Source organism: Mycobacterium sp. IDUB_5, from assembly GCF_055419565.1.
Genome location: NZ_JBVAXX010000002.1, coordinates 87,916 through 111,537 on the forward strand (window position 1 = coordinate 87,916; position 23,622 = coordinate 111,537).

24 protein-coding genes are annotated in these 23,622 nt (G+C 67.9%); 17 read left to right on the forward strand and 7 right to left on the reverse strand.

The genetic code is table 11. The features are described 5' to 3' along the window. Positions 1-18 precede the first annotated feature (18 nt). Positions 19-1,746: an ABC transporter ATP-binding protein gene (locus tag ACZY1G_RS05425; RefSeq protein WP_463821832.1), complete on the forward strand. Its 1,728-nt coding sequence runs from the start codon at positions 19-21 to the stop codon at positions 1,744-1,746. Then, positions 1,743-3,644: an ABC transporter ATP-binding protein gene (locus ACZY1G_RS05430; RefSeq protein ID WP_463821833.1), complete on the forward strand. Its 1,902-nt coding sequence runs from the start codon at positions 1,743-1,745 to the stop codon at positions 3,642-3,644. Before ACZY1G_RS05425 ends, ACZY1G_RS05430 begins: the two co-directional genes overlap by 4 nt. A 2-nt stretch (positions 3,645-3,646) precedes the next feature. On the opposite strand, the gene ACZY1G_RS05435 is transcribed toward ACZY1G_RS05430, so the two are convergent. Continuing rightward, a complete protein-coding gene (locus ACZY1G_RS05435) occupies positions 3,647-4,207 on the reverse strand; it encodes a hypothetical protein (RefSeq protein ID WP_463822206.1) in 561 nt (186 codons plus the stop codon). Between the two features lie 71 nt (positions 4,208-4,278). On the opposite strand from ACZY1G_RS05435, the gene ACZY1G_RS05440 reads away from it, so the two are divergent. After that, complete coding sequence (locus tag ACZY1G_RS05440; protein ID WP_463815640.1) at positions 4,279-5,172, forward strand: AIM24 family protein; 894 nt, start codon at positions 4,279-4,281, stop codon at positions 5,170-5,172. 4 nt (positions 5,173-5,176) lie between these two features. Here the strand turns inward: ACZY1G_RS05440 and dtd are convergent, their stop codons facing one another. Next, entirely contained in the window at positions 5,177-5,608 is a 432-nt protein-coding gene (dtd, locus tag ACZY1G_RS05445; RefSeq protein WP_463815638.1) for a D-aminoacyl-tRNA deacylase, read from the reverse strand. Further along, positions 5,609-6,235 carry a DUF305 domain-containing protein gene (locus ACZY1G_RS05450; protein WP_463821834.1) on the reverse strand — a complete coding sequence of 209 codons (627 nt, stop codon included), beginning with the start codon at positions 6,233-6,235 and terminating at the stop codon, positions 5,609-5,611. 92 nt (positions 6,236-6,327) lie between these two features. On the opposite strand from ACZY1G_RS05450, the gene ACZY1G_RS05455 reads away from it, so the two are divergent. From ACZY1G_RS05455 to ACZY1G_RS05465, 3 genes are all read left to right on the forward strand, one after another. Next, on the forward strand, positions 6,328-6,534 hold the full coding sequence (locus ACZY1G_RS05455; RefSeq protein WP_463815635.1) for a heavy-metal-associated domain-containing protein: 207 nt from the start codon (positions 6,328-6,330) through the stop codon (positions 6,532-6,534). Between the two features lie 13 nt (positions 6,535-6,547). Further along, positions 6,548-8,758, forward strand: a complete 2,211-nt coding sequence (locus ACZY1G_RS05460; protein WP_463822207.1) for a heavy metal translocating P-type ATPase — start codon at positions 6,548-6,550, stop codon at positions 8,756-8,758. A 182-nt stretch (positions 8,759-8,940) separates the two neighbouring features. Next, positions 8,941-9,255, forward strand: a complete 315-nt coding sequence (locus tag ACZY1G_RS05465) for a hypothetical protein (protein WP_463821835.1) — start codon at positions 8,941-8,943, stop codon at positions 9,253-9,255. Between the two features lie 143 nt (positions 9,256-9,398). Here the strand turns inward: ACZY1G_RS05465 and ACZY1G_RS05470 are convergent, their stop codons facing one another. Further along, entirely contained in the window at positions 9,399-10,526 is a 1,128-nt protein-coding gene (locus ACZY1G_RS05470; protein WP_463815633.1) for an adenylate cyclase regulatory domain-containing protein, read from the reverse strand. 32 nt (positions 10,527-10,558) lie between these two features. On the opposite strand from ACZY1G_RS05470, the gene ACZY1G_RS05475 reads away from it, so the two are divergent. Further along, a complete protein-coding gene (locus tag ACZY1G_RS05475; RefSeq protein WP_463815632.1) occupies positions 10,559-11,050 on the forward strand; it encodes a DNA-deoxyinosine glycosylase in 492 nt (163 codons plus the stop codon). On the opposite strand, the gene ACZY1G_RS05480 is transcribed toward ACZY1G_RS05475, so the two are convergent. After that, positions 11,040-11,843 carry an AraC family transcriptional regulator gene (locus ACZY1G_RS05480; RefSeq protein WP_463815834.1) on the reverse strand — a complete coding sequence of 268 codons (804 nt, stop codon included), beginning with the start codon at positions 11,841-11,843 and terminating at the stop codon, positions 11,040-11,042. The two genes, ACZY1G_RS05475 and ACZY1G_RS05480, sit on opposite strands and share 11 nt — an antisense overlap. A gap of 63 nt (positions 11,844-11,906) precedes the next feature. On the opposite strand from ACZY1G_RS05480, the gene ACZY1G_RS05485 reads away from it, so the two are divergent. From ACZY1G_RS05485 to ACZY1G_RS05495, 3 genes are read left to right on the forward strand one after another with little or no spacing between them, the layout of a single operon-like run. After that, on the forward strand, positions 11,907-12,380 hold the full coding sequence (locus ACZY1G_RS05485; RefSeq protein WP_463815631.1) for a VOC family protein: 474 nt from the start codon (positions 11,907-11,909) through the stop codon (positions 12,378-12,380). Positions 12,381-12,401: 21 nt separating this feature from the next. Next, a complete protein-coding gene (locus tag ACZY1G_RS05490) occupies positions 12,402-12,839 on the forward strand; it encodes an HIT family protein (RefSeq protein WP_463815630.1) in 438 nt (145 codons plus the stop codon). A gap of 4 nt (positions 12,840-12,843) precedes the next feature. Continuing rightward, positions 12,844-13,302: a nitroreductase family deazaflavin-dependent oxidoreductase gene (locus ACZY1G_RS05495; protein ID WP_463815629.1), complete on the forward strand. Its 459-nt coding sequence runs from the start codon at positions 12,844-12,846 to the stop codon at positions 13,300-13,302. Here ACZY1G_RS05495 and ACZY1G_RS05500 read toward each other — a convergent pair. Then, a complete protein-coding gene (locus ACZY1G_RS05500) occupies positions 13,299-14,348 on the reverse strand; it encodes an LLM class flavin-dependent oxidoreductase (RefSeq protein WP_463815628.1) in 1,050 nt (349 codons plus the stop codon). The genes ACZY1G_RS05495 and ACZY1G_RS05500 overlap by 4 nt on opposite strands. 79 nt (positions 14,349-14,427) lie before the next feature. Next, a complete protein-coding gene (locus ACZY1G_RS05505) occupies positions 14,428-15,258 on the reverse strand; it encodes a uracil-DNA glycosylase (protein WP_463821836.1) in 831 nt (276 codons plus the stop codon). 128 nt (positions 15,259-15,386) lie between these two features. On the opposite strand from ACZY1G_RS05505, the gene ACZY1G_RS05510 reads away from it, so the two are divergent. The 7 genes from ACZY1G_RS05510 (at position 15,387) to ACZY1G_RS05540 (ending at position 23,522) form a co-directional block, all read left to right on the forward strand. After that, positions 15,387-16,067, forward strand: coding sequence for a sensor domain-containing protein (locus ACZY1G_RS05510; protein WP_463815625.1), 681 nt, complete (start codon positions 15,387-15,389; stop codon positions 16,065-16,067). Positions 16,068-16,095: 28 nt separating this feature from the next. Next, positions 16,096-17,331, forward strand: a complete 1,236-nt coding sequence (gene tap / locus ACZY1G_RS05515; protein WP_463815624.1) for a multidrug efflux MFS transporter Tap — start codon at positions 16,096-16,098, stop codon at positions 17,329-17,331. A gap of 10 nt (positions 17,332-17,341) precedes the next feature. Beyond that, positions 17,342-18,709 (forward strand): FAD-binding oxidoreductase, encoded by a 1,368-nt coding sequence (locus ACZY1G_RS05520; protein ID WP_463815622.1) that lies wholly within the window; start codon positions 17,342-17,344, stop codon positions 18,707-18,709. Positions 18,710-18,831: 122 nt separating this feature from the next. After that, positions 18,832-19,320 carry a MarR family winged helix-turn-helix transcriptional regulator gene (locus ACZY1G_RS05525; protein ID WP_463821837.1) on the forward strand — a complete coding sequence of 163 codons (489 nt, stop codon included), beginning with the start codon at positions 18,832-18,834 and terminating at the stop codon, positions 19,318-19,320. Beyond that, positions 19,317-19,751 (forward strand): MmpS family transport accessory protein, encoded by a 435-nt coding sequence (locus ACZY1G_RS05530; protein WP_463815620.1) that lies wholly within the window; start codon positions 19,317-19,319, stop codon positions 19,749-19,751. The genes ACZY1G_RS05525 and ACZY1G_RS05530 overlap by 4 nt, the downstream gene beginning before the upstream one ends. Then, the gene (locus tag ACZY1G_RS05535; protein WP_463821838.1) at positions 19,748-22,648 is read left to right on the forward strand and encodes an MMPL/RND family transporter; all 2,901 of its coding nucleotides are present in this window, start codon (positions 19,748-19,750) and stop codon (positions 22,646-22,648) included. Before ACZY1G_RS05530 ends, ACZY1G_RS05535 begins: the two co-directional genes overlap by 4 nt. Before the next feature lie 70 nt (positions 22,649-22,718). Continuing rightward, complete coding sequence (locus ACZY1G_RS05540) at positions 22,719-23,522, forward strand: DUF1906 domain-containing protein (RefSeq protein ID WP_463821839.1); 804 nt, start codon at positions 22,719-22,721, stop codon at positions 23,520-23,522. Positions 23,523-23,622 lie beyond the last annotated feature (100 nt).

Genomic DNA, 23,622 nt, shown 5'->3' on the forward strand with positions numbered 1-23,622 from the left:
GTGTGCGACAGTAGCGGGATGCTCTGGGGCCTGCTCCGCCGGCACACCCGGCCCTACCGCCCGCTCCTCGCGGTGGTCGCCGCCCTTCAGCTCGTCAGCACCCTGGCCACGCTGTATCTGCCGACGGTCAACGCCGCGATCATCGACGACGGCGTCGCCCAGGGGAATCTGCGCCGCATCGTCGAGCTCGGCGTGGTGATGCTCGCGGTGACCGCGCTGCAGGTGGCGTGTGCCGTCGGCGCCGTGTACTTCGGCTCCCGCGCGAGCATGGGCGTGGGCCGCGATCTGCGGTCGGTGATCTTCGGCCACGTCACCGGGTTCTCGGCCGAGCAAACCGCCCGATTCGGGGCGCCGTCGCTGCTGACCCGCACCACCAACGACGTCCAGCAAATCCAGCTGCTGGTGCAGTTGACGGCGACCATGCTCATCACCGCGCCGATCATGTGCATCGGCGGCATCGCGATGGCCGTCCACCAGGACGCGGGCTTGTCGTGGCTGCTGCTGATCAGCGTGCCGGTACTGGCACTGGCGAACTACTGGATCGTCTCGCACCTGCTGCCGGTCTTCCGCCGCCTGCAACGCCTGATCGACGGCGTCAACCGGGTCATGCGGGAGCAGCTGACGGGGCTGCGGGTCGTGCGCGCGTTCGCGCGGGAACCCTACGAGCGCACCAGGTTCGCCGCGGCCAACACGGCGCTGGCTGACGCCGCGCTGGAGGCCGGCCGGTGGCAGGCGGTGATGCTGCCGGTCACCACGCTGGTCATCAACGTCTCGAGCGTGGCGTTGATCTGGTTCGGTGGCCACCGGATCGACGCGGGTCAGATGCAGGTCGGGTCGCTGATCGCGTTCCTGTCGTACTTCATGCAGATCCTCGTCGCCGTGTTGATGGCGACGTTCATCCTCGTGATCATCCCCCGTGCGTCCGCGTGCGCCGAACGCATCACCGAGGTGCTCTCGACCGAACCGACGATCGTCAGCCCCGCCGAGCCGGTCGTGCCGGAGCACATCGTCGGGGAGGTTCGGTTCGCCGGCGCGACGTTCTCCTACGACGGCGCCGACCGCCCGGTGCTGCAGGACATCTCGCTGATCGCGCGTCCGCGGGCGACGACCGCGATCGTCGGCTCGACGGGATCGGGGAAGTCGACGCTGGTCTCCTTGGTCTGTCGGCTCTACGACCTGACGGACGGTGCGGTCCTGGTCGACGGTGTCAACGTCCGCGACATGGACATCGAAACGCTCTGGGCGGCGGTCGGATTGGTACCCCAGCGCGGCTACCTGTTCGCCGGCACGATCGCCGACAATCTACGCTTCGGGAAATCCGACGCGACCGACGACGAGATGTGGGCCGCGCTGCGGGTCGCGGCCGCCGACGAATTCGTCGCCGCGCACCCCGACGGGCTGGAGCAGCGCGTCGCCCAGGGCGGCATGAACTTCTCCGGTGGTCAGCGTCAGCGGCTGGCGATCGCGCGCGCCGTCATCCGCAATCCGGCGATCTACCTGTTCGACGACGCGTTCTCCGCGCTCGACGTGCACACCGACGCCACGGTGCGCGCGCGGCTGCGCGAGGTGGCCGCCGACGCCACGGTGATCGTGGTCGCCCAACGCATCTCCACGATCGCCGAGGCCGACCACATCGTCGTCGTCGACGACGGCCGGGTGGTCGGCGCCGGCACCCACGACGACTTGATCGCCGGGTGTACGGCCTACCGCGAGTTCGCGGACTCGCAGTCGGTGGGGACGCCGTGAGCGGGCCGCTGGGCCGCTCGATGCGGATGAACGAACCCCCGCAGGCCCGCTCGCGAGACTTTCGGGCCTCGGCCCTGCGGCTGTTCAGAAGGCTGACGCCGCAACGGGGTATGACGGTGGCGGTGATGCTTCTCGGCATCGGGGGCATCGCGATCGGCGTCGTCGGTCCGCGCATCCTCGGCCACGCCACCGATCTGCTGTTCAACGGTGTCGTGGGGCGGGAACTCCCGGCCGGGTTGACCAAGGAACAGGCGGTCGACGCGGCACGGGCGCGGGGTGACACCACGTTCGCCGACCTGCTGTCCGGGATGAACGTGGTCGCGGGTCAAGGCGTCGACTTCGCCGCGGTGGCGCGCACGCTGGCCCTGGCGCTGGGCCTGTATCTGGTTGCGGCACTGATGGTCTGGCTGCAGGCACGGCTTCTCAACGTGGTCGTGCAGAGGACCATGGTGGCGCTGCGCGCCGACGTGGAGGACAAGATCCACCGGCTCCCGTTGCGCTACTTCGACACCCGGCAGCGCGGCGAGGTGCTCAGCCGAGTGACCAACGACGTCGACAATCTCGCCCAGTCGCTGTCGATGTCGATCACCCAGCTGCTCACCTCGGTGCTGACCGTGATCGCAGTGCTGGTGATGATGCTGACGATCTCGCCGCTGCTGACGCTGTTCACGGTGGTGACGGTGCCGCTCTCGCTGTGGGTCACCCGCTCGATCGCGCGCCGCTCCCGCCGTCTGTTCGTCGCGCAGTGGACCAACACCGGAAAGCTCAACGCGCACATCGAGGAGACCTACAGCGGCTTCACGGTCGTCAGTACCTACGGACACCGGGCTGCGGCGCAGCGGCAGTTCGCCGAGCTCAACGACGACGTCTACCACGCGAGCTTCGGGGCGCAGTTCCTCTCCGGCCTGGTCTCCCCCGCCACGATCTTCGTCGGTAACCTCAGCTACGTGGCCGTCGCGGTGGTGGGCGGAATCCAGGTCGCCACCGGGCAGATCACCCTCGGTGGCATCCAGGCGTTCATCCAGTACGTACGGCAGTTCAACCAGCCGCTGACCCAGATCGCCGGCATGTACAACACCCTGCAGTCGGGAATCGCAAGCGCCGAAAGGGTTTTCGAGCTGCTGGATGCCGAGGAGGAACCACAGGCGCCGGATCGGAATTTCCCGCCCGTGGGATCACCCAACGGCCGTGTCGAGTTCCGCGACGTCCGTTTCGGTTACCGCCCCGAAGCACCGGTGATCGAGGAGCTCAGCCTGGTCGTCGAGCCGGGCACCACGGTGGCGATCGTCGGCCCGACCGGCGCCGGCAAGACGACGCTGGTGAACCTGCTGATGCGGTTCTACGACGTCGATGCCGGTCAGATCCTGCTCGACGGCGTCGACATCACCACGGTGAGCCGGTCGGCGTTGCGCTCCCGGATCGGCATGGTGCTGCAGGACACCTGGCTGTTCGCCGGCACCGTCTACGAGAACATCGCCTACGGGCGACCCGATGCCGACCGCGACGAGGTGATCGAGGCCGCCACCGCGGCCTATGTGGACCGCTTCGTGCACACGCTGCCCGACGGCTACGAGACCCGCATCGCCGATGGCGGCACGAACATCAGTGCCGGTGAGCGCCAACTGATCACGATCGCTCGAGCAGTCCTCGCGCGCCCCCAGCTGCTCGTCCTGGACGAGGCGACCAGCTCGGTGGACACCCGCACCGAGGTGCTGATCCAGCATGCCATGACCTCACTGCGTCGTGGACGCACCAGTTTCCTGATCGCACATCGCCTGTCGACGATCCGCGACGCCGACCTGATCCTGGTGATGGACGCGGGCCGCATCGTCGAGCAGGGCACCCACGACGAGCTGATGGCTCGCCGTGGGGCCTACTGGACGATGATCCAGGCGTGAGGTCAGACCTGCGGGCCTTGCGCGCGCAGGTCGTCGACCTCACGCATCGCGTCGCGCAGCTTGCCTAGCCACTCGTCGGCGTGCTCGCCGACCAGACGCACCGACCACGCCAACGCGTCGGAGCGCGACCGCGCCACCCCGGCGTCGACGAGGGTGTCGAGCACCTGACGTTCCGCCTGCCGTAACCGGGTCATCACCGGAACCGCCATGTGGGTGAACAGGATTCGTTCGCCACCGACCGTCACACCCCACGAGACCTTGCGTGCGTAGCGCGCTTCGGCTTCGTCGGCGATGTGCATGCGTTCGGCGCGGGTCTGCTCGCGGAATCGGGCGGCCCGCCCGGACGCGCGGGCTTCGCTCTCGGGTTCGTCGCCGTCGGCGTCGGGAAGTGCTCCGATGACGGTGATCTCTTCGCGGTCGACGATGACCTCCGGGTCACCGGCGAACCACTCCTCGGGCAGCCGACCGGCGAACCAGTCGGCGGCGTCGCGGGCATCGGGTTGATCGGCCTGCTGCCAACCGCCGGAGCGGCCGGCTCTCTTATGTGGATGGTGTCTCATGATTACATGATTACACCGTTGCACCGTCGAGGGAACGGGGTTCACCATCGGCGAACGGCACTAGGGTGAGGCCCATGAGCGCACCCGGACACGGCACGTGGCAGCCCGACCCGGAGGGTCGCTACGACTACCGATGGCACGACGGGCAGCAGTGGACAGACCAGGTGTCGGCCGGCGGTCAGGTGATGCGTGCGCCGCTGGGCCAGCAGCCGGTCGGCCCACCGCCGGTGGCGCAGCAACCGCCGCAGGCGCAGGCCCAGGCGCAGGCGCAGGCGCAGCCCCTCGGAGACGGCGGATTCGCCGGCATCAGCGGCGATCTCGTCGACGGACGGTTCAGCGAGAAGGAAGCCAAGGCGATCGGCAACCAGAACGCCAAGCTGCTGCGGGTCCGTCTGGGCGAACCGTTCATGGCACGCCAGGGCGCGATGGTCGCCTACCAGGGCAACGTCGACTTCTCCTTCGAGGGCGGCGGCGCCTCCAGGTTCATCAAGAAGGCGCTGACCGGTGAAGGTCTGCCCCTGATGCGCTGCGCCGGGCAGGGCGACGTGTTCCTCGCCGAGCGCGCCTACGACGTCCACCTGCTGAACCTGACGAACTCGGGCCTGTCGATCAGCGGCAAGAACGTGCTGGCGTTCTCCTCGAGCCTCGACTGGAACATCGAACGCGTCAAGGGCGGCAGCATCGCCACCGGCGGCCTGTTCAACACGACGCTGCGCGGCACCGGGTGGGTCGCCCTGACCACCGACGGACCGCCGGTGGTACTCAACGCGGCAGAAGCGCCCACGTTCGCCGACACCAACGCCGTCGTCGCCTGGTCGGCCAACCTGCAGACGCAGCTCAAGACGAGCTTCAAAGCCGGCTCACTGATCGGCCGAGGCTCGGGCGAAGCGGTGCAGGTGTCGTTCCACGGCAACGGATTCGTGATCGTGCAGCCGTCCGAAGGCGTGCAGATCACCACTGCGCAGTAGAGCGTCAGAGCTCCAGCATCACTGTCACCGGGCCGTCGTTGACGAGTTCGACGGCCATGTCGGCGCCGAACGCACCGGTCTGTACCGACGCGCCCAGCGTCCGCAACGTAGCGCAGAACTCGTCGACCAGCGGCTCGGCGACTGCACCGGGTGCCGCCGCATTCCACGTCGGCCGGCGCCCCTTGGTGGTGTTGCCGTACAGCGTGAACTGACTGACCACCAGGATCGGCGCACCGATGTCGGCTGCGGCTTTCTCGTCGTCGAGAATCCTCAGCCGCCAGAGCTTTTCGGCCATCCGGGTGGCCGTGGCCGCGTCGTCGTCGTGGGTGACGCCGACCAGTGCGAGCAATCCCTGCGTGGCGGGCCGGATCTCGCCGACGGTGTCCCCGTCGACGGTGACCCGCGCCGAGGTGACCCGCTGCACCAGCACCCGCATCTAGAGAGATCCGAGAATCTGCTTCATCGTGGCGATCTCGCGCTGCTGTGTGTCGATGATGGTCTGCGCCAGCTGCTTGGCGTCTGCCGCCTCACCGGCATCCAGCTCGGTCTGCGCCATTCTCACCGCCCCTTCGTGGTGAGCGATCATGCCGGTGAGGAACTGGCGCGCCGCATCCACGCCCTGCGCCTGCCGCAGCTGGTCGAGCTGCTGGTCGCTCATCATGCCCATGCTGGACATGTCGTGGCCCTCGTGATTGACCGGCGCGGCATTCCAGGAGGTGAGCCACTGCTTCATCGTCGCGATCTCGGGACCCTGGGCAGCCTTGATCTGGTTCGCGAGCTCGACGACGCGAGGATCGATGCCCTGCTTGCCCAAAATGATGTCGCTCATCACGATCGCCTGCTCGTGGTGGGGCACCATACCTGCGGCGAACGACACGTCGGCGTCGTTGTGGCCGGCGGCCGGATCGGCGCTCTGCGACATCGATCCGTGGTCATGACCGTCACCATGCCCCGCCGCGCTGCTGGTGGTGCCTGCACTGTCCTGGGCCGAATTGCTACAGCCGCTCAGTACCACCACCAGGGCGGTTCCCGTAGCCGCGATTGCTGTCGTGAAAGTGGACACCGTTGTCGCTCCCGTCTGTAGCTTTTAATACCCTAGGGGGGTATGGTACACATGGCGGGTGGGTGTGTCACACCGCCCCGGAGAGGAATCCCATGACTACCACCACGATCTCGGTCGAGGGTATGACGTGCGCCGGCTGCGCCTCCTCTGTGCGTGCTGAACTGTCACAGCTGCCCGGCGTGGACGCGGTCAGCATCGACCTCGCCGGCGCCACGGTCACCATCGCCAGCACCGGGCCCGTCGACCCCGACGCCGTGCGCGCCGCCGTCGAAGAGGCCGGCTACCAGCTGGCGAGCTGATCCCGTGCCGACCATGACGTCGCTGGAGCTGTCGATCGACGGCATGACCTGTGCGTCGTGCGCTGCGCGCGTGGAGAAGAAGCTGAACAAGCTCGACGGCGTCGCCGCGACGGTGAACTTCGCGACCGAGAAGGCGCGCGTCGAGTACGGCGGACACGTCACCACCGACCAGCTCCTCGCAGCGGTGGAAGCCGCGGGTTACCACGCATCGCTCCCCCAGCAGACGCCCACCGGACCGGAGACGGAGGATAGCGCGGCCGCGCTGCGCCGCCGCCTGCTGATCTGCGTGGTGCTGTCGGTGCCGGTGATCGCACTGGCGATGGTGCCGGCCTGGCAGTTCACCTACTGGCAGTGGCTGTCGCTGACGCTGGCGGCGCCCGTGGTGGTCTGGGGCGGCTGGCCGTTCCACGTCGCAGCGTGGACGAACCTCCGGCACCGCGCCGCGACGATGGACACGCTGATCTCGATCGGCACACTGTCGGCATTCGGGTGGTCGATCTACGCGCTGTTCTGGGGTCACGCAGGCATGCCGGGAATGACTCATCCGTTCGAGCTGACGGTCGGGCGCACCGACGGCACCGGCAACATCTACCTCGAAGCCGCGGCAGGTGTGACCACCTTCCTGGTCGCGGGGCGCTACCTCGAAGCGAGGGCCAAACGCCAGGCGGGTGCGGCACTGCGCGCTCTGCTGGACATGGGCGCCAAAGACGTGTCGGTGCGCAGGAATGGTGCCGAACAGCGCATCCCGATCGAGCACCTGAGGGCAGGCGACGAGTTCGTGGTGCGGCCCGGGGAGAAGATCGCCGCGGACGGTGTTGTGCTGGAGGGCGATTCCGCGGTCGACGCGTCGATGCTGACCGGCGAATCGGTCCCGGTCGACGTTCACCCCGGTGACGACGTGGTCGGAGCGACGGTCAACGTCGACGGGCTGCTGGTGGTGCGGGCGCGGCGGGTGGGCGCCGACACGCAGCTGGCGCAGATGGCCCGCCTGGTGGAGAACGCGCAGAACGGCAAGGCGTCCGCGCAACGGTTGGCCGACCGCATCTCGGCGATCTTCGTACCCGTCGTGATCGGATTGGCCGTTGCGACACTGGCCTTCTGGCTGATCGTCGGAGCGTCGGCAACCGCCGCGTTCACTGCCGCGGTGTCGGTCCTGATCATCGCGTGCCCGTGCGCGCTGGGCCTGGCGACGCCGACGGCGCTGATGGTGGGGACCGGACGCGGTGCGCAGCTGGGCATCCTGATCAAGGGCCCGGAGGTGCTGGAGTCGACGCGGCGGGTGGACACCGTGATCGTCGACAAGACCGGGACCGTGACGACGGGGACCATGACGATGACGGGCGTCGTCGCAGCGGACGACGAGCAGCCGGACGAGGTGCTGCGGATCGCCGGGGCCGTCGAGGCAGCGTCGGAGCATCCGATTGCACGCGCGATCACCGCGGGCGCCCGTGACAAGCTTCCAGACCTGCCCTCGGTGGCGGCCTTCGAGAATCTGCGCGGCCTCGGCGTGCGGGGCGCCGTCGACGGTCGGAGCGTGCTGCTCGGCCGGCCCCGACTGTTCGACGAGCATGGCTTCGAGGTTGCCGCCGATGTTCGCGCTGGGGTCCGCCAGGCGGAGACCGAGGGCCACACCGCGGTCATGGTGGGCTGGGACGGCCGGGCGCGTGGCGTGGTGACTGTCGCCGACACCGTGAAAGACACTTCTGCTGAGGCAGTTTCGCTGCTGAAGGAGCTCGGCCTGACGCCGATCATGGTGACCGGCGACAACGAAGCTGTTGCCCGCGCCGTGGCAGGTTCGATCGGCATCGAGCAGGTGATCGCCGGTGTCCTGCCACAGGAGAAGGTCGACACCGTGGTCCGGCTGCAGCGCGAGGGCAAGGTCGTTGCGATGGTGGGCGACGGCGTCAACGACGCGGCTGCGCTGGCGCAGGCTGATCTCGGCCTCGCGATGGGCAGCGGCACAGACGTCGCGATCGAGGCGAGCGATCTGACCCTCGTGCGCGACGACCTGCGGGCTGTGCCGGACGCGATTCGCCTGTCCCGCCGCACTCTGAGCATCATCAAGGGCAACCTGTTCTGGGCGTTCGCCTACAACGTCGCGGCCCTGCCGCTCGCGGCGGCCGGCCTGCTGAATCCGATGATCGCCGGGGCGGCAATGGCTTTCAGCTCGGTGTTCGTGGTGACCAACAGCCTGCGGCTGCGAGGGTTCACTCCAGCGCGCTGATCACGGCCCCTGGTCGTCTTCGGGCAGGAGGTGGCGCTCTCGGGTGGCGGCTGTCCGTGTGGTCCCGCGCTGCCAGGTGTCGAGGCCGGGCGGGAAAGCAGGGCCACCGTGGCGGAACCCCCGAGCCGTTCAGGCTGCTTGACAGGTTGAGGCAATGCATCGGAAAGGGCAGACTTCCAGCCATGCCAATCTCGCAGGGGGCGATTCCGGCACCCCCGCAGCCTGGGCTCGATCCCGTGGCGGTGGTATCGCTGGTGACAGCTGTCCTCGGCTGCGCCGTGTGGTGGTCGATCGGCGGGTGGGCCCTGTTCGCGCTTGCTACGGTCTCGCTGGTGTCGGGGTTCGTCGCGCTCTTCCGAATCAAGAACAACGGGCGTACAGGCCGCCTGTCCGCGGTCCTTGGAATCGGCTTCGGCATCACGTACTACGTGGCCGCCACGGTGGCCGTCGTCCGGGCCCTTCAGCCCCTCTTCGAACCTGGGGGACCGCTCTCTTAAGCCACCACCCGCCTTTGAGCGGGTGTGCACTGATGGGCCCCGCTCCTATCCCCAATGGCGTCCCGGCAGCGAGTCGAATTGTCTATTTCGACACTCGCGAAGGACGCTCTGTCCGGGGCCGCCCTGGTCGATCATCGCCGCGTTCACTCCCCGTCCGGGTCGGCCCGGCGCGCGCGGAAGAGCTTGACGTCTGACTTGATGCCTTTGAGGCGCCTCGCCCCCGCAAAGGACCACGTGAACTTCTCGTCGTCGCCGATCGCCTCGCGAGCGCTCTCGGCAACCAACACCGAACCCGGCCGGGCTGCGCCGGTCACGCGGGCAGCGAGATTCACCGAGCTCCCGAACCAGTCCCCTTCACGACTCACGGCCATCCCGGTGGCCAGCCCGACGCGCAGCCGCGGGAAATCCTCGTCGTCATCGGTCGCGTCGACGAGGCGAAGCACCGCCTCCAGCAGCGGCACCGGTTCAGGACTGACGAGCATCACCTCGTCACCGATGGTCTTGATGAAGCGGACCGGCGCGACCGCGACCTCACGTGTCATGTCTGCCAGTCGCTGCGCCAATCGCTCGAGATCCTCCGGCGGCAGAGCCTCACCGAGTCTGGTGAACCCGACCAGATCCGCGAACGCGATCGTCACCTCTCGCGCACCCGGGAGATGTTGCCCCTCTGCACGTTCGGTCGCATTCACCGCCTGCGTTTCGATCGCATGCCGCAACTGCAGCAGTAGTACGTCCTGGACCATCGGCCCCAGCAGTGGCGCCAATCCGGCGACGAGCTTCTCCGACGCCTTTGCGATCTCCACTTCCGTTGCGGCCGGCCGCAACACGGCCGCCAGCGCGGCATAGCGCATCGCCTCGGCCGCCCGGGCGATCCCGTCCCCGAGCAGCCGTGTGATCTGCACCAGCTCATCGGGATCGATGCCCGCGGCCAGGAAGTCGCGGGTGAACTTGGCCGCCTCCGCGTCGGCGCGCAGCAGCACCGCCGCATCCGGATCCTCGATGCGCGGCAAGCCCATCGCCCGCTGGATCCGCTCGAACAGCGCCAGATCGACGTCGTACTTCTCGGCCGCTTCCCGCGCCGATACGTAGACACCGTCGTCGCCGATGACCCGCCGCGAGGCGAGCAGCAACGGCGACGAGCTCGCGCGGATCTGCTCGAGACTCACCCCACGCTCCAACAGCCACGGGATCAGCTCGGCGCGCTCGGCACGCGCATCGCCCTCGAGCCCGTCGAGCAGCCCGGATGCCTCCACATCGACGTCATCGGCCACGGGCTCAACCTACCGTGCGCTACACAGGGAGCATGGCGTCTCCGCTCGTGCACAGCTTCGCACCGCTCATCGGCGATCGCGCCGACATCGTGATCCTCGGCAACATGCCCGGGGTCGTGTCGCTGAACCAGCACCGGTACTACGCCCATCCGCGCAACGCCTTCTGGCCAATCATGGCCACACTGTTCGGATTCGATGCCGCGGCACCTTATAACGAGCGTGTCCGCCGGCTCACCGACGCCGGGGTGGCCGTCTGGGATGTGCTGGCCGCGTGCCGCCGCCCCGGCAGCCTCGATGCGGCAGTCGAGCCGGCCAGCATGGTTGCGAACGACTTCGACGCGTTCTTCACCGCACATCCGGGCATCGAGCGCGTGTACTTCAACGGCGCAGCCGCGGCGAAGAACTACCAGCGTCTCGTCCGCACGCCGCATCCGGTGCGCACCGTATTGCTTCCGTCGACCAGTCCTGCCCACACCGCACCGTTCGCGGTGAAACTGGCGGCGTGGCGCCAGATCACCGAGTGAGCGAACCGTACTGCGCCGCATACTCGCCGGGGGTGGTGCCGAGCATCGCGCGGAAGTCGTTGCCGAAGTGCGCCTGGTCGTACCACCCCAATCGGACCGCCAGGTCGGCGAAGTCGACGTCACCGTTGGTCTCGATCTCCCACGCGGCGTTCTGCAACCGGAACCGGCACAGCACCCACTTCACCGGCACACCGACGTAACGGCGGAACACCCGCTGCGTGGTCCGCACGCTCCACGGCGAGTACGCCATCACCTGTTCGACGCGCTGCAGTTCCGGATCGTCACGCATGCGGTCCAGCAACTGCGTCAGGGGCGACAGAACCGGATCAACTGTCGGGCAGTAGCTGATCAACCGGTCGAGCTGCGCGGTCGCCGTATCTACGTCGTCGTCGAAATCCACTGTGTCGCCGATGATGTCGGAGGTGGCGACGACGACCCGGCCTGTCAGCGAGGCTGCGTCACCGCCGAAGCGTGCGACGAATCCGCCGGGTACGAACCGGGCGCCGACGACCGCGCCGCGTCCACGCAGCGTCGTGCGGAACACCTGCTCGACGACCCCGTGCACGAGCGTGTTCGGTAGCACCATCCCGTGGCGCTGCCGGTCGGTGCCCCACTCGCGGGTGAGGTGCATCGACGGGAACGTCAGGACGGTGCTGTCGAACGACGGCTGGTCGCGGAGGTCCCACGTGACCGACCAGAAGTGTTCGACGAACCGAGCCGTCGCCGGGCTCGGCGCCCGTCGCTGCAGGTCGAACGCCGACGAGCTCGCGGGCCGGCCCACGATGCCGCGCATCGGCTCATCCACTGTCGCCTTTTTCCAAGCCCCCACCCTGTCGAGGCTACGAAACTGAGGCGCATGTCCACATCCCCCATCCCACCCGGATACACCTCCCTGACTCCGTTCCTGTGCGTCGACGGAGCAGCAGCAGCGATCGAGTTCTACGGCACCGTCTTCGGCGCAGCCCTGGTCGAGAAGATGGACGGACCCGACGGGACGATCGCGCATGCCGAGCTCGACTTCGGTAGCGGCCGGCTGCAACTCGGCGACCCCGCCGACGCGTACGGCATCACAGCACCGTCCACCGACGACGACGTCGCAACCCACTCGGTGGCGCTCTACTGCGCCGATGTCGACGACGTGGTCGAGCGGGCCCGGCAGGCCGGCGCGACGATACGCGAGGAACCCCAGGATTTCGCCACCGGCGACCGGTTCGCCTCCCTACGGGATCCGTTCGGAGTGCGGTGGACCGTGATGACGCGCGTCGAGGACGTCTCCGCCGAGGAGCGCGAGCGCCGGCTGGGTGAATGGGCGGCGAATAACGCCACCTGAGATGCGGCTACCGTGACGTAGATGTCCTGCGTTTTCTGCGCCATCGTCGCGGGCGAGGCCCCGGCCATCACGATCCACGACGACGACGACCACCTCGCGATTCTCGACATCCGCCCGTTCACCCGCGGTCACACGCTGGTGATCCCCAAGCGCCACACCGTCGACCTGACCGACACCCCGCCCGCCACCGTGGCCTCGATGATGCGGCTGGGCCAGCGCATCGCCAAGGCGGCGCGGGCCTCGGGCCTGCACGCCGACGGCAACAACATCGCGATCAACGACGGCAAGGCCGCCTTCCAGACGGTGTTCCACATCCACCTGCATGTGGTGCCGCGCCGCGACGGCGACAAACTGTCGTTCGCCAAGGGCATGCTGGTGCGCCGGGACGCCGACCGGGAGCAGACGGGACGGCTGCTGCGCGAGGCACTGGCGCAGATCGACACGGCCGAGTTGGATTGAGCAGATGAACATCGCCCAGTGGGTCGAGCAGAACGTCGGTGTCCGGTTACTGATGCTGCACGATTCCCTCTACAAGCGCACGAATGGTCGCGTTGGCCATCGCATTCCGTTGCCCGGTGTGCCGCCGAGCCTGCTTCTGCACACCGTGGGCGCCAAAACCGGCGCACAGCGCACCAACACGCTGTCGTACTTCCCCGACGGCGGGCACTACTACGTCGTCGCCTCCAAAGGCGGTGATCCACGCGCACCCGGCTGGTATCACAACCTCAAGGCGAATCCGGACATCGAGATCAACATCGGGCCGCGCAGAGTGGCGGTCACGGCGACGCCGGTGCTCGCCGACGATCCCGACTACCCGCGGCTGTGGGAACTCGTCAACCGCGACAACAGCAACCGATACAACGGCTATCAGCGCCGCACGAGCCGTAAGATCCCGCTCGTCCGGCTCACCCCGAAGGCTTAGAACAGCTCTTTGGCCAGCAGTTCCAGCGTGGCTTCGCGCGCCGGGGAGGTCGCCGGGACCACACCGCGGTGGGCGGAGGCGACCGGGTGGATCATCACCTCGTCGACGTCGAATTCGGCCGCCAGCTCGCGGACCTGCTCGGCCGCTTCCGACGGGCTGCCCACCACAGCCTGGCGCAGGCCGTGGTCGATGACCGATTGGGCCCTCGGACCCATGTCCAACGCTTCGGCATCCTCGACCAGGTCGACGGCCGCCATCGGCGCTCCCGTGCGCAGCCGCGCCATCATCTGCAGATTCGGCAGCACCAAACGCAGTGCCTCGTCGCGGGTTTCGGCGACCACTGCGTTGACGGTGAGGAACGTGACGGGCTCGGGGGTCAGCTCGCTGGGCCGGAACTCGTCGCGGTAGGTCTGCAGAGCCTCCGCCGTGCCCTGTCCGGAGAAGTGGTGTGCGAACACATACGGCAGGCCCTTGGCTGCCGCCAGATGCGCCGAGTACATCGACGAGCCGAGCAGCCACAACCTCGGTTCGGACGCGGCGGCCGGCGTCGCCTTGAGGATGTAGTTGTCCCGCATCAGGTCGCGGGGCAGCGCGACGCGCACGCCCTTGCGTCCCATCAGTGCGACGACGTCGTCGAGGTATTCGGGGAACGCCTCGATGTCGCGGTCGTCGCGGCCGGCCGCGCCCCGCAGCGCCATCGAGGTGACCGGGTCGGACCCGGGCGCGCGGCCGATACCCAGATCGATGCGGCCGGGATGAGCGGCTTCGAGCAGCGCGAACTGCTCGGCCACCGCCAGCGGGGCGTGGTTGGGCAGCATCACCCCGCCCGAGCCCAGTCGCAGCGCCGAGGTGTGGGCCGCCAGGTGGGCGAGCAGGACCGGCGGGCTGGTGGCCGCGACCGACGGCATGTTGTGGTGCTCGGCCACCCAGTACCGGGTGTAACCGAGCCGGTCGGCGGTCTGGGCCAGGCGCGTCGTCGCGGCCAGCGCATCCGAGGTCGTCTGGTCGGAGCGCACGGGAACGAGGTCGAGGACAGAGAGACGCATTGAACGTGCAACGCATCAGCGCCGCGGGACGTTCCCTTTGTGCGATTTCGGTGTGATGATCGTCGGTCAGCGACGGCAATCACGCCGAAATCGCGCGGGCGCGGGTGAAAATGTCGTCCATCATGGCCGGGATCAGCCGGCCGGTGAAGGTGTTCTGCTGGCTGGGGTGATAGCAGCCCATCAGCACGACCTCACCCTGCGGGGTGTCCAGCTGCGCCGTCACACCGTGGCCGAAGGTGGGGGCAGGCGTGCCGACGACGCCACCCGCGCGACGGATCATGGCCAGCGCAGCCTGCCATGCGAAGCCACCGAGCGCGACGATCACCCGGACGTGCGGGCCGACCAGGCGCCACTCGGCGTCCAGCCACGGCGCGCACACGCTGCGCTCGACCGGCGTGGGCTTGTTGCCCGGCGGGGCGCACCGCACCGCAGCCGCTACGCGAACATCGTTGAGCGACAGTCCGTCTCCGCTGTCGACGGCGTCCGGCTGATTGGCCAGACCGGCGCGGTGCAGCGACCCGAACAGGAAGTCACCCGACCGGTCACCGGTGAAGACCCGGCCTGTGCGGTTGGCGCCGTTGGCAGCAGGGGCGAGGCCGACGATCAAGATGGCCGGCCGCGGTGAGCCGAAACCGGGTGCGGGCCTCCCCCAGTACGGTTCGTCGGCGTACGACTTCCGCTTGACCACCGCCACCTCTTCGCGCCACGCGACCAGACGCTGGCACGCCCGGCACACCGACACCTCGGCGTCCAGCTGCTCCACCGTCGCGGCGGCAGACGCGAGCGCAGCCACTTCCGCCGGTGAGCCGGCCACCGGCGTGCGCGTCGTCGCCGGGTCTCCCGGCCATCCCGACCCCGGGCGTACCGGCGAGGAGAACCAGCCGCCGATGCGAGGGTGAGGCAAACTCACCGGTCGACCAGTTCGTTACCAGAAAGCACGGTTCATCGTTACCACGAAACACCGTGTACCTCACCCGCGTGACCGGCGGAACGGCTCACCATGGATCGCCTGGGAACCCGAGCGAGGTGGGGAGAATCATGCGACGAGCGAAAGCTGCCGTCATCGGTCTGTGCGTTGTGGTGACGGGGTGCGGTGCGACCGTCAGCAACGCTGAATCCCCCGTACCCACCAGAACGATGATCCCGCGTCCGCTGACCGAGCGGGAACTCCCCAAGCTGCTGCTGACCCCTGAACAGGTGGCGCAGGCCATGGGGTCACCGCCGATGACCGTGACCGAATCGCAGTCGGCGATGTCCGACAACAGCGCGATCATGGCACCCCCGGAATGCCTCGCCCTCGACGGTGCCGCCGAGGCGGCCGTCTATTCGGCCAGCGGTTTCACCGCCGAACGGGACCAGAGCCTCAACGACGGCGATGCGTTCAAGCACTACTCCAAACAGGCCGTGGTGCTGTTCCCGTACCTCGAGAAGGCCACCGCGTTCTTCGACGCCTCAGTTCAGCAGTGGCCGGCCTGCCACCAGTACACGCACACACAGAGCGGAACGCAGTGGACGGTCGGCGAGATCACAGCCGCCGACCACGTCCTGAGCACGGTGTCGACCCTCAACGAGGCCGCGGCCCCGGGTTGGGGCTGCGGACGGGCGCTGGCCCAGGCCAACAACGTGATCGTCGACGTCAACACCTGCAGTGCGAATCCGGCCGACACCGCAGCCACGATCGCCCGGCAGATCGCCGCCAACGTCGCGGCGACGTGGTAGCCGACCACAGGCTTGCTAACCTGCGGCGATGAGCCGGCGCAGGCCCCTGCTGCTGATCCTGTTCGCCGCGTTGATGGCGGGCGCCGGGAACGGCATCTCGATGGTCGCCTTCCCCTGGCTGGTGCTGCAGCGCACCGGGTCGGCGCTGGACGCCTCGGTGGTCGCCATGGCCGGGACACTGCCGCTGCTGGCCGCGACGCTGATCGCCGGCGCCGCCGTCGACTTCCTCGGCCGCCGACGCGTGTCGATGATCTCCGACGCGCTGTCCGCACTGTCGGTGGCGGCGGTCCCGGTGATCGCCCTGCTCTTCGGCGCGCACGCGATCAACGTCGCGGTGTTGGCCGGATTGTCAGCTCTCGGAGCGCTTTTCGACCCGGCCGGCATGACGGCGCGCGAGACCATGCTGCCCGAGGCAGCACAGCGCGCCGGCTGGACTCTCGATCACGCCAACTCGTTCTACGAGGCGGTGTTCAACCTGGCCTACATCGTCGGGCCAGGAATCGGCGGTCTGCTGATCGCCACCCTGGGCGGGATCAACACGATGTGGGTGACCGCGGGCGCCTTCGTGTTGTCGATCGTCGCGATCGCGGTGCTGCGCCTCGAAGGCGCGGGGACACCGGAGCCGTCGGCGCGCGCCGGCGGCGTGTGGGCCGGCATCGTCGAGGGCTTGCGATTCGTGTGGCACCACCGGGTGCTGCGCACGTTGGCGTTCGTCGACCTCACCGCGACGGGGCTCTACATGCCGATGGAAAGCGTGCTGTTCCCGAAGTACTTCACCGACCGCAACGAGCCCGCGCAGCTGGGTTGGGTTTTGATGGCGCTCAGCATCGGCGGGCTCATCGGAGCCCTGGGCTATGCGGTGCTGTCCCGCGTCACCCGGCGCCGCACCGTGATGATGACCGCGGTGCTGACGCTCGGGGTGGCGATGACGATCATCGCGTTCCTGCCGCCGCTGCCGCTGATCCTCGTGCTGTGCGCGGTCGTGGGTTTCGTCTACGGCCCGATCGCACCGATTTACAACTACGTCATGCAGACCCAGGCTCCGCCACATCTTCGCGGCCGTGTGGTGGGCGTGATGGGATCGCTGGCCTACGCGGCAGGCCCGCTCGGTCTGATCGTGGCCGGGCCGCTGGCCGATTCGGCTGGACTGCACGCGACGTTCCTGGCGTTGTCGCTGCCGATGTTGGCGCTCGGGGTGGCCACGGTGTTCCTTCGGCCGTTGCGCGAGCTCGATCGCGGGCCGCAGGCCGCACAAAGCTCGTAGCATCGATCGTGTGGCTTCCGATGTGCTCGACGAACTGACCGCCGCGCTGCCCGAGGGCACCGTTGTCACCGATCCCGACGTCGTGGCGTCGTATCGGCAGGACCGCGCCGCCGATCCGAGCGCAGGAACACCGATGGCCGTGGTGCGGCCGCGACGTACCGACGAGGTGCAGACGGTGATGCGCTGGGCGAGTTCCCACCGGATCGCCGTCGTCCCGCGCGGTATGGGTACCGGATTGTCCGGCGGCGCAACAGCTCTCGACGGCGGCATCGTGCTGTCGACCGAGAAGATGCGCGACATCTCGGTCGACCCGGTCACGCGCACGGCCGTCGTCCAACCCGGCCTGCTCAACGCCGAGGTGAAGAAGGCCGTCGCCGAGCACGGACTGTGGTATCCCCCCGACCCGTCGTCCTTCGAGATCTGCAGCATCGGCGGCAACATCGCCACCAACGCGGGCGGCCTGTGCTGCATCAAGTACGGGGTCACCACCGACTACGTCCTCGGCATGCAGGTGGTGCTCGCCGACGGCACCGCCGTGCGTCTCGGCGGGCCCCGCTTGAAAGACGTTGCGGGACTGTCGTTGACGAAGCTCTTCGTGGGCAGCGAGGGCACCCTAGGAGTGGTCACCGAGGTGACGCTGAAGCTGCTGCCGGCACAGCACGGTGCCTGCACGGTGGTGGCGTCCTTCGATTCGGTCGAGGCGGCCGCGCGCGCCGTCGTCACGATCACCGGCAAGATCCGGCCGTCCATGCTCGAGTTCATGGACGCCGTGGCGATCAACGCCGTCGAGGACAAACTCCGGATGGGTCTGGACCGCAACGCTGCCGCCATGATGGTCGCCGCCAGCGACGACCGCGGACCCGCGGGTGCGCGCGATGCCGAGTACATGGCCGAGGTGTTCACCGAACACGGTGCCACAGAAGTGTTCTCGACCTCCGACCCCGAGGAGGGCGAAGCCTTCGTCGCCGCCCGGCGGTACGCGATCCCCGCGGTCGAGGCCCGGGGGTCGCTGCTGCTCGAAGATGTCGGCGTGCCGCTGCCCGCCCTGGCCGATCTGGTCGGCGGCGTGGAGAAGATCGCCGCCAATCACGACCTGATGATCTCGGTGATCGCCCACGCCGGCGACGGCAACACCCACCCGCTGATCGTCTTCGATCCCGCCGACGCGGCGATGGAGCAGCGTGCGCAGCAGGCGTTCGGCGAGATCATGGACCTCGCCGTCTCGCTGGGCGGCACGATCACCGGTGAGCACGGGGTGGGGCGACTCAAGCGACCGTGGCTGGCGGGTCAGCTCGGGCCTGAGGTGATGGAACTCAATCGGCGGATCAAGTCCGCGCTCGATCCCGACGGCATCCTCAACCCCGGAGCCGCCTTCTGACGCAGGTTGCATAACTGCAGTTACATCACACCCGCTATGTAGATATCACCGTCAACGAAAATTAGATCCCGCTGGGCAGCCCACGGCTCGCGACTACATAACGGCAGTGATATATATAGCCGGTGCCTGACCGCGCCGCTCCCGCCGCAGTCGACAGCATCGGTTCTCTCGTCGACCATGCCGCCGACCTTCTCGTCCGCCACCTCACTGACCGTGCCGATATGACCGCGTCCGCCGGCTTCGTGATGAACCGGCTGCACCGTGAAGGTCCCACTCGGCTGACCACGCTCGCCGCCAAGGAAGGCGTCAGCCAACCGTCGATGACACAGCTGATCCAGCGCCTCGAACGCCGCGGGCTGGTGGCCAAGGTCGCCGATCCCGGCGACGGCCGCGCCGCGCTGATCGGTGTCACCGACGACGGGCTCGCGCTGATGGAACAGCGGGCGGCCGCACGCCGCGAACGGCTCGGCACGCTGCTCGACACACTCGGCGACGACGAGCGCGATGCGCTGGCCTTGGCCGCCCGCGTCGCGTTGCCCGTGCTGCAGTCGCTGGCGACCACTGCCGACGACACTCTGGGCGCCGCAACCGATGAACGGGGACTGGCATGAGGGTCGTCCGGAGAGGACTGAAGAAGGTGTGGATTCCGCTCGTGCTGATCGTGGTGCTGTCCGTGTCGGCCTTGGTCGTCTCGCGGCTGCACCGCCAGTTCGCGTCCACCGATCTCAACGCGAATGCGGGGGCGGGCATCGAGATCGTGCAGTTCAACCCGAAGGTCATGGTCTACGAGGTGTGGGGTGCACCCGGCTCGACCGCCGAGATCAGCTACTTCGATCCCGACGCCAACGTGCACACGCTGACCGCGCCGTTGCCCTGGACCGTCTCGCTGTCGACGACGCTGCCGACGGTCAGCGCGAACCTGATGGCCCGTGCTGACGCCGACTCGATCGGCTGCCGCGTCACGGTCAACGGCACCGTTCGCGACGAACGTCAGGCCGACGGCGTCGACGCCCAGACCTACTGCCTGGTGAAGTCCGCATGAGCACCCACACAAAGCGCTTCGCGCACCGCCCGGAAAAGCACGCCAAGGGCCACCCCGTGGCCCACCTTCTGCGGATCCTGTCCGTCCCGGTCATCCTGGCGTGGATCGCCATTGCCGTGGTGGTGAACGTCGTCGCCCCGCAACTCGAGGTCGTCGGCGAAGAACACTCCGCTCCGATGACGCCCAACGACGCGCCGTCGGTGCAGGCCATGAAGGAGATGGGAGCGAACTTCACGGAGTTCGACTCCAACAGCACCGTCATGGTGATCGTCGAGGGCCAAGAGCCGCTCGGACCGGACGCGCACAAGTACTACGACGAGATCATCACGAAGCTGCGCGACGATCCGGAACACATTCAGCACATCCAGGACTTCTGGGGCGACACGCTGACCGCGGCCGGCGCGCAGAGCTCGGACGGCAAAGCCGCCTACGTGATGCTCAACCTGGCCGGCGAGCAGGGCCAGACGTTGTCCAACACCGGTGTCGAGCACGTGAGGGAGGCGATCGCGAACACCCCCGCACCCCCGGGGGTAAAGGCCTATGTCGCCGGCCCTGCGGCACTGACCGACGACATGCACGTCATCGGCAACGCCAGCCTCGGTCAGATCACCGCCTACACCCTGCTCGCGATCTTCTTCATGCTGCTTGTGGTGTACCGGTCGTTCGTGACGACGCTGGTGCAGCTCTTCCTCACCGCGATCGGGCTGCTGACCGCCCGCGGCGTGGTCTCGGTGCTTGCCGACAACGGCGCCTTCGGGTTGACGACCTTCGCGGGCAACATCCTCACGATGCTCGCGATCGCCGCGGCCACCGACTACGGCATCTTCATCTTCGGCCGCTATCGCGAAGCGCGCAGCGCGGGTGAAGACCGAGAAACCGCGTACCACACCACGTTCCGCTCGGTGACCCCGGTGATCATCGGTTCCGGGTTGACGATCGCCGGTGCCACCTACTGCCTGTCCTTCGCGCGGCTGCCCTACTTCTCGACCATGGGAGAGCCGGTGGCGATCGGCATGGTCGTCGTCGTCGCCTCCGCGGTCACACTCGGGCCTGCCGTTCTGTTCCTCGGCAGCAAGATCGGCCTGTTCGAGTCGAAACGTGATGCGCGCAGCAGGTTCTGGCGCCGCGTGGGCACTGCGGTCGTGCGCTGGCCGGGGCCGATCCTGGTGGCGAGCGCATTCATCGTGCTCATCGGGCTGGTCGCGATCCCCGGCTACAAGCCTGCCTACAACGACCGCTACTACCTGCCCGACAGCGCACCTGTCAACATCGGATACGCCGCCGCCGACCGGCATTTCACCCCGGCGCGGATGAACCCGGACATCATCATGGTCGAAGCCGACCACGACATGCGCAATCCCGGGGACATGTTGGTGCTGAACGCGATCGGCCGCAACGTGATGCAGGCGCGCGGCATCGCGATGGTGCAGAGCATCACCCGTCCGCTGGGAATCCCCATCCAGCACAGCTCGATTCCGTTCCAGACCAGCGTGTCCGGCCAGGTACAGAATCAGAACCTGCCGTTCCAGCGCGCTCAGCTCGACGACATGAAGAAGATGGCCGAGGCCACCCAGGCGAACATCGACATCATGGAGAAGCAGTATCAGCTCTCGCTCAAACAGACTCAGCTGACGCAGGATTCGGCGCAGAAGTCCAAGGAGCTGTTGCAGATCACCGAGCAGGTCCGCGACAACATCGCCAACTTCGACGACCAGTTCCGGCCGCTGCGCAACTACTTCTACTGGGAACCGCACTGCTACGACATCCCGATGTGCGCGGCGATCAGGTCGCTGTTCGATTCGCTCGACGGTATCAACGAGCTGACCGACGCCCAAGGTGCGGTGCAGGGCAACACCGATCAGCTCGCCGACCTGGCTCCGCAACTGACCGCCCTGCTCCCCCAGACCATCGCGACGATGAAGCAGACGCTGGCTCTGACGTGGGCGTCGTACAACTCCCAGAAGACGCTGCTCGATCAGATGGGTGCGATGAATGACACTGCACTGGCCATGGGCGCGGCGTTCGACACCGCCAAGAACGACGATCTGTTCTTCCTGCCGCCAGAAGCGTTCAGCAATCCCGACTTCGAGCGCGGACTGAAGATGTTCATGTCCCCCGACGGGAAATCGGCGCGCATGTTCGTCACCCACCAGAGCGATCCCGCGACGGTGGAGGGCATTTCGCGCGTCGACGCCGAGCGGGAGGCCGCGCAGAACGCGATCAAGATGACCTCACTGTCGAACGCCAAGATCCTCATCGGCGGAACCGCGGCCACCTACAAGGACATGGCCGACGGCGCGAAGTACGACCTGCTGATCGCCGTGGTCTCAGCGCTCACGCTGATCTTCATGATCATGCTGATCCTGACCCGCAGCGTGGTGGCGGCGGCGACGATCGTCGGCACCGCGGCCAGTTCGATTGCCGCGTCGTTCGGCATCTCCGTGCTGATCTGGCAGGACCTGTTAGGCATCCAGATCCATTGGCTGGTCATGCTGATGTCGGTCATCATCCTGCTGGCCGTCGGCGCGGACTACAACCTGCTGCTGGTACACCGTTTCCGCGAGGAGATCCACGCCGGGCTCAAGACCGGCATCATCCGGTCGATGGCCGGCACGGGCGGTGTCGTCACGTCGGCAGGCCTGGTGTTCGCCGCGACGATGGCGGCGATGCTGGGCAGCAGTCTCACGGTGCTGGCCCAGATGGGGTCGACGATCGCGATCGGCCTTCTGGTCGACACCCTGGTGGTGCGGTCGTTCCTGATGCCGTCCATCGCGACCCTGCTCGGTCGGTGGTTCTGGTGGCCGCAGGTGGTCTACCCGCGCGGGGACAACCACTTCCTGCCGCCGGCGCCGCCGGCCCGGGATGCTGACACCGCCCCGGTCCCGGTCGGAGGCTGAATAGGGGCTGAGTCCCTCCCGTCCCGCGTGGCACCACCGTGATCAGGAGTCACACGGTTAACATCACGCCGTGTCCGATCTGCCCGACGCCCGGCGCACCCGGGCGGTATCCCGCCGTGACGCGTTGCGCTTCGCCGCTGCCGCAGGCGCGGGCGTCGCTGGTCTCGGCGCTGCCGCTCTCGGCGCCGGAGCGCCCACAGCATCGGCGGCCGCTCCCACGCTGATCGATTTCGCGGCCGCGCAGATTCCGGCGGAGGCCATCCGCGCCGCCGGCCATTCCGGCGTCGTCAACTACGTGTCGCTGTCGCGGCCCGGGTCGAACTTCGGCGCCAAGCCGATCACGCTGCCGTACGCGCGCTCGCTGAACGCCCAGGGCCTCGTCATCGTCAGCAACTATCAATACGGAAAGCCCGGCGGCACAGCGCCGTCCGACTTCACCCGCGGGTTCGCCGGCGGTGTCGCCGACGCGCGCACCGGCTGGGGTCTGCACACCGCCGCCGGCGGTGGGCGCAGCGCACCGATCTTCTTCACCATCGACGAGGACATCAGCCGCGACACCTGGAACACCTTGGCGCTGCCGTGGTTTCGGGGGATCAACTCGGTGATCGGCGTGCAGCGCACGGGCATCTACGGCGGCATTGACGCGTGCCAGTGGGCAATCGCCGACGGTGTGGTCGGCGCGTCCAGCGTGCCCGGTTACCGGTGGGCGTGGCAGACCAAAGCGTGGTCGGGAAACAAGATTCATCCGCAGGCCGTGCTGTACCAGCGCATCGTCGACACCGCGTCGAACCCGGGCCCGCTGGTCGGCGGGATGCGGGTGGACGTCAACGACGTGATGGCGCGCGACGTCGGGCAGTGGAACCTGCATCAGTGAGCGACTCGGCGCTCTGACCCGCACCTGTACCGGATGCTGTAGCCGAGATTGCCTCCAGGGTTGCCGCAACGACCCTGCACGCAATGTCGCGTGCAGCATC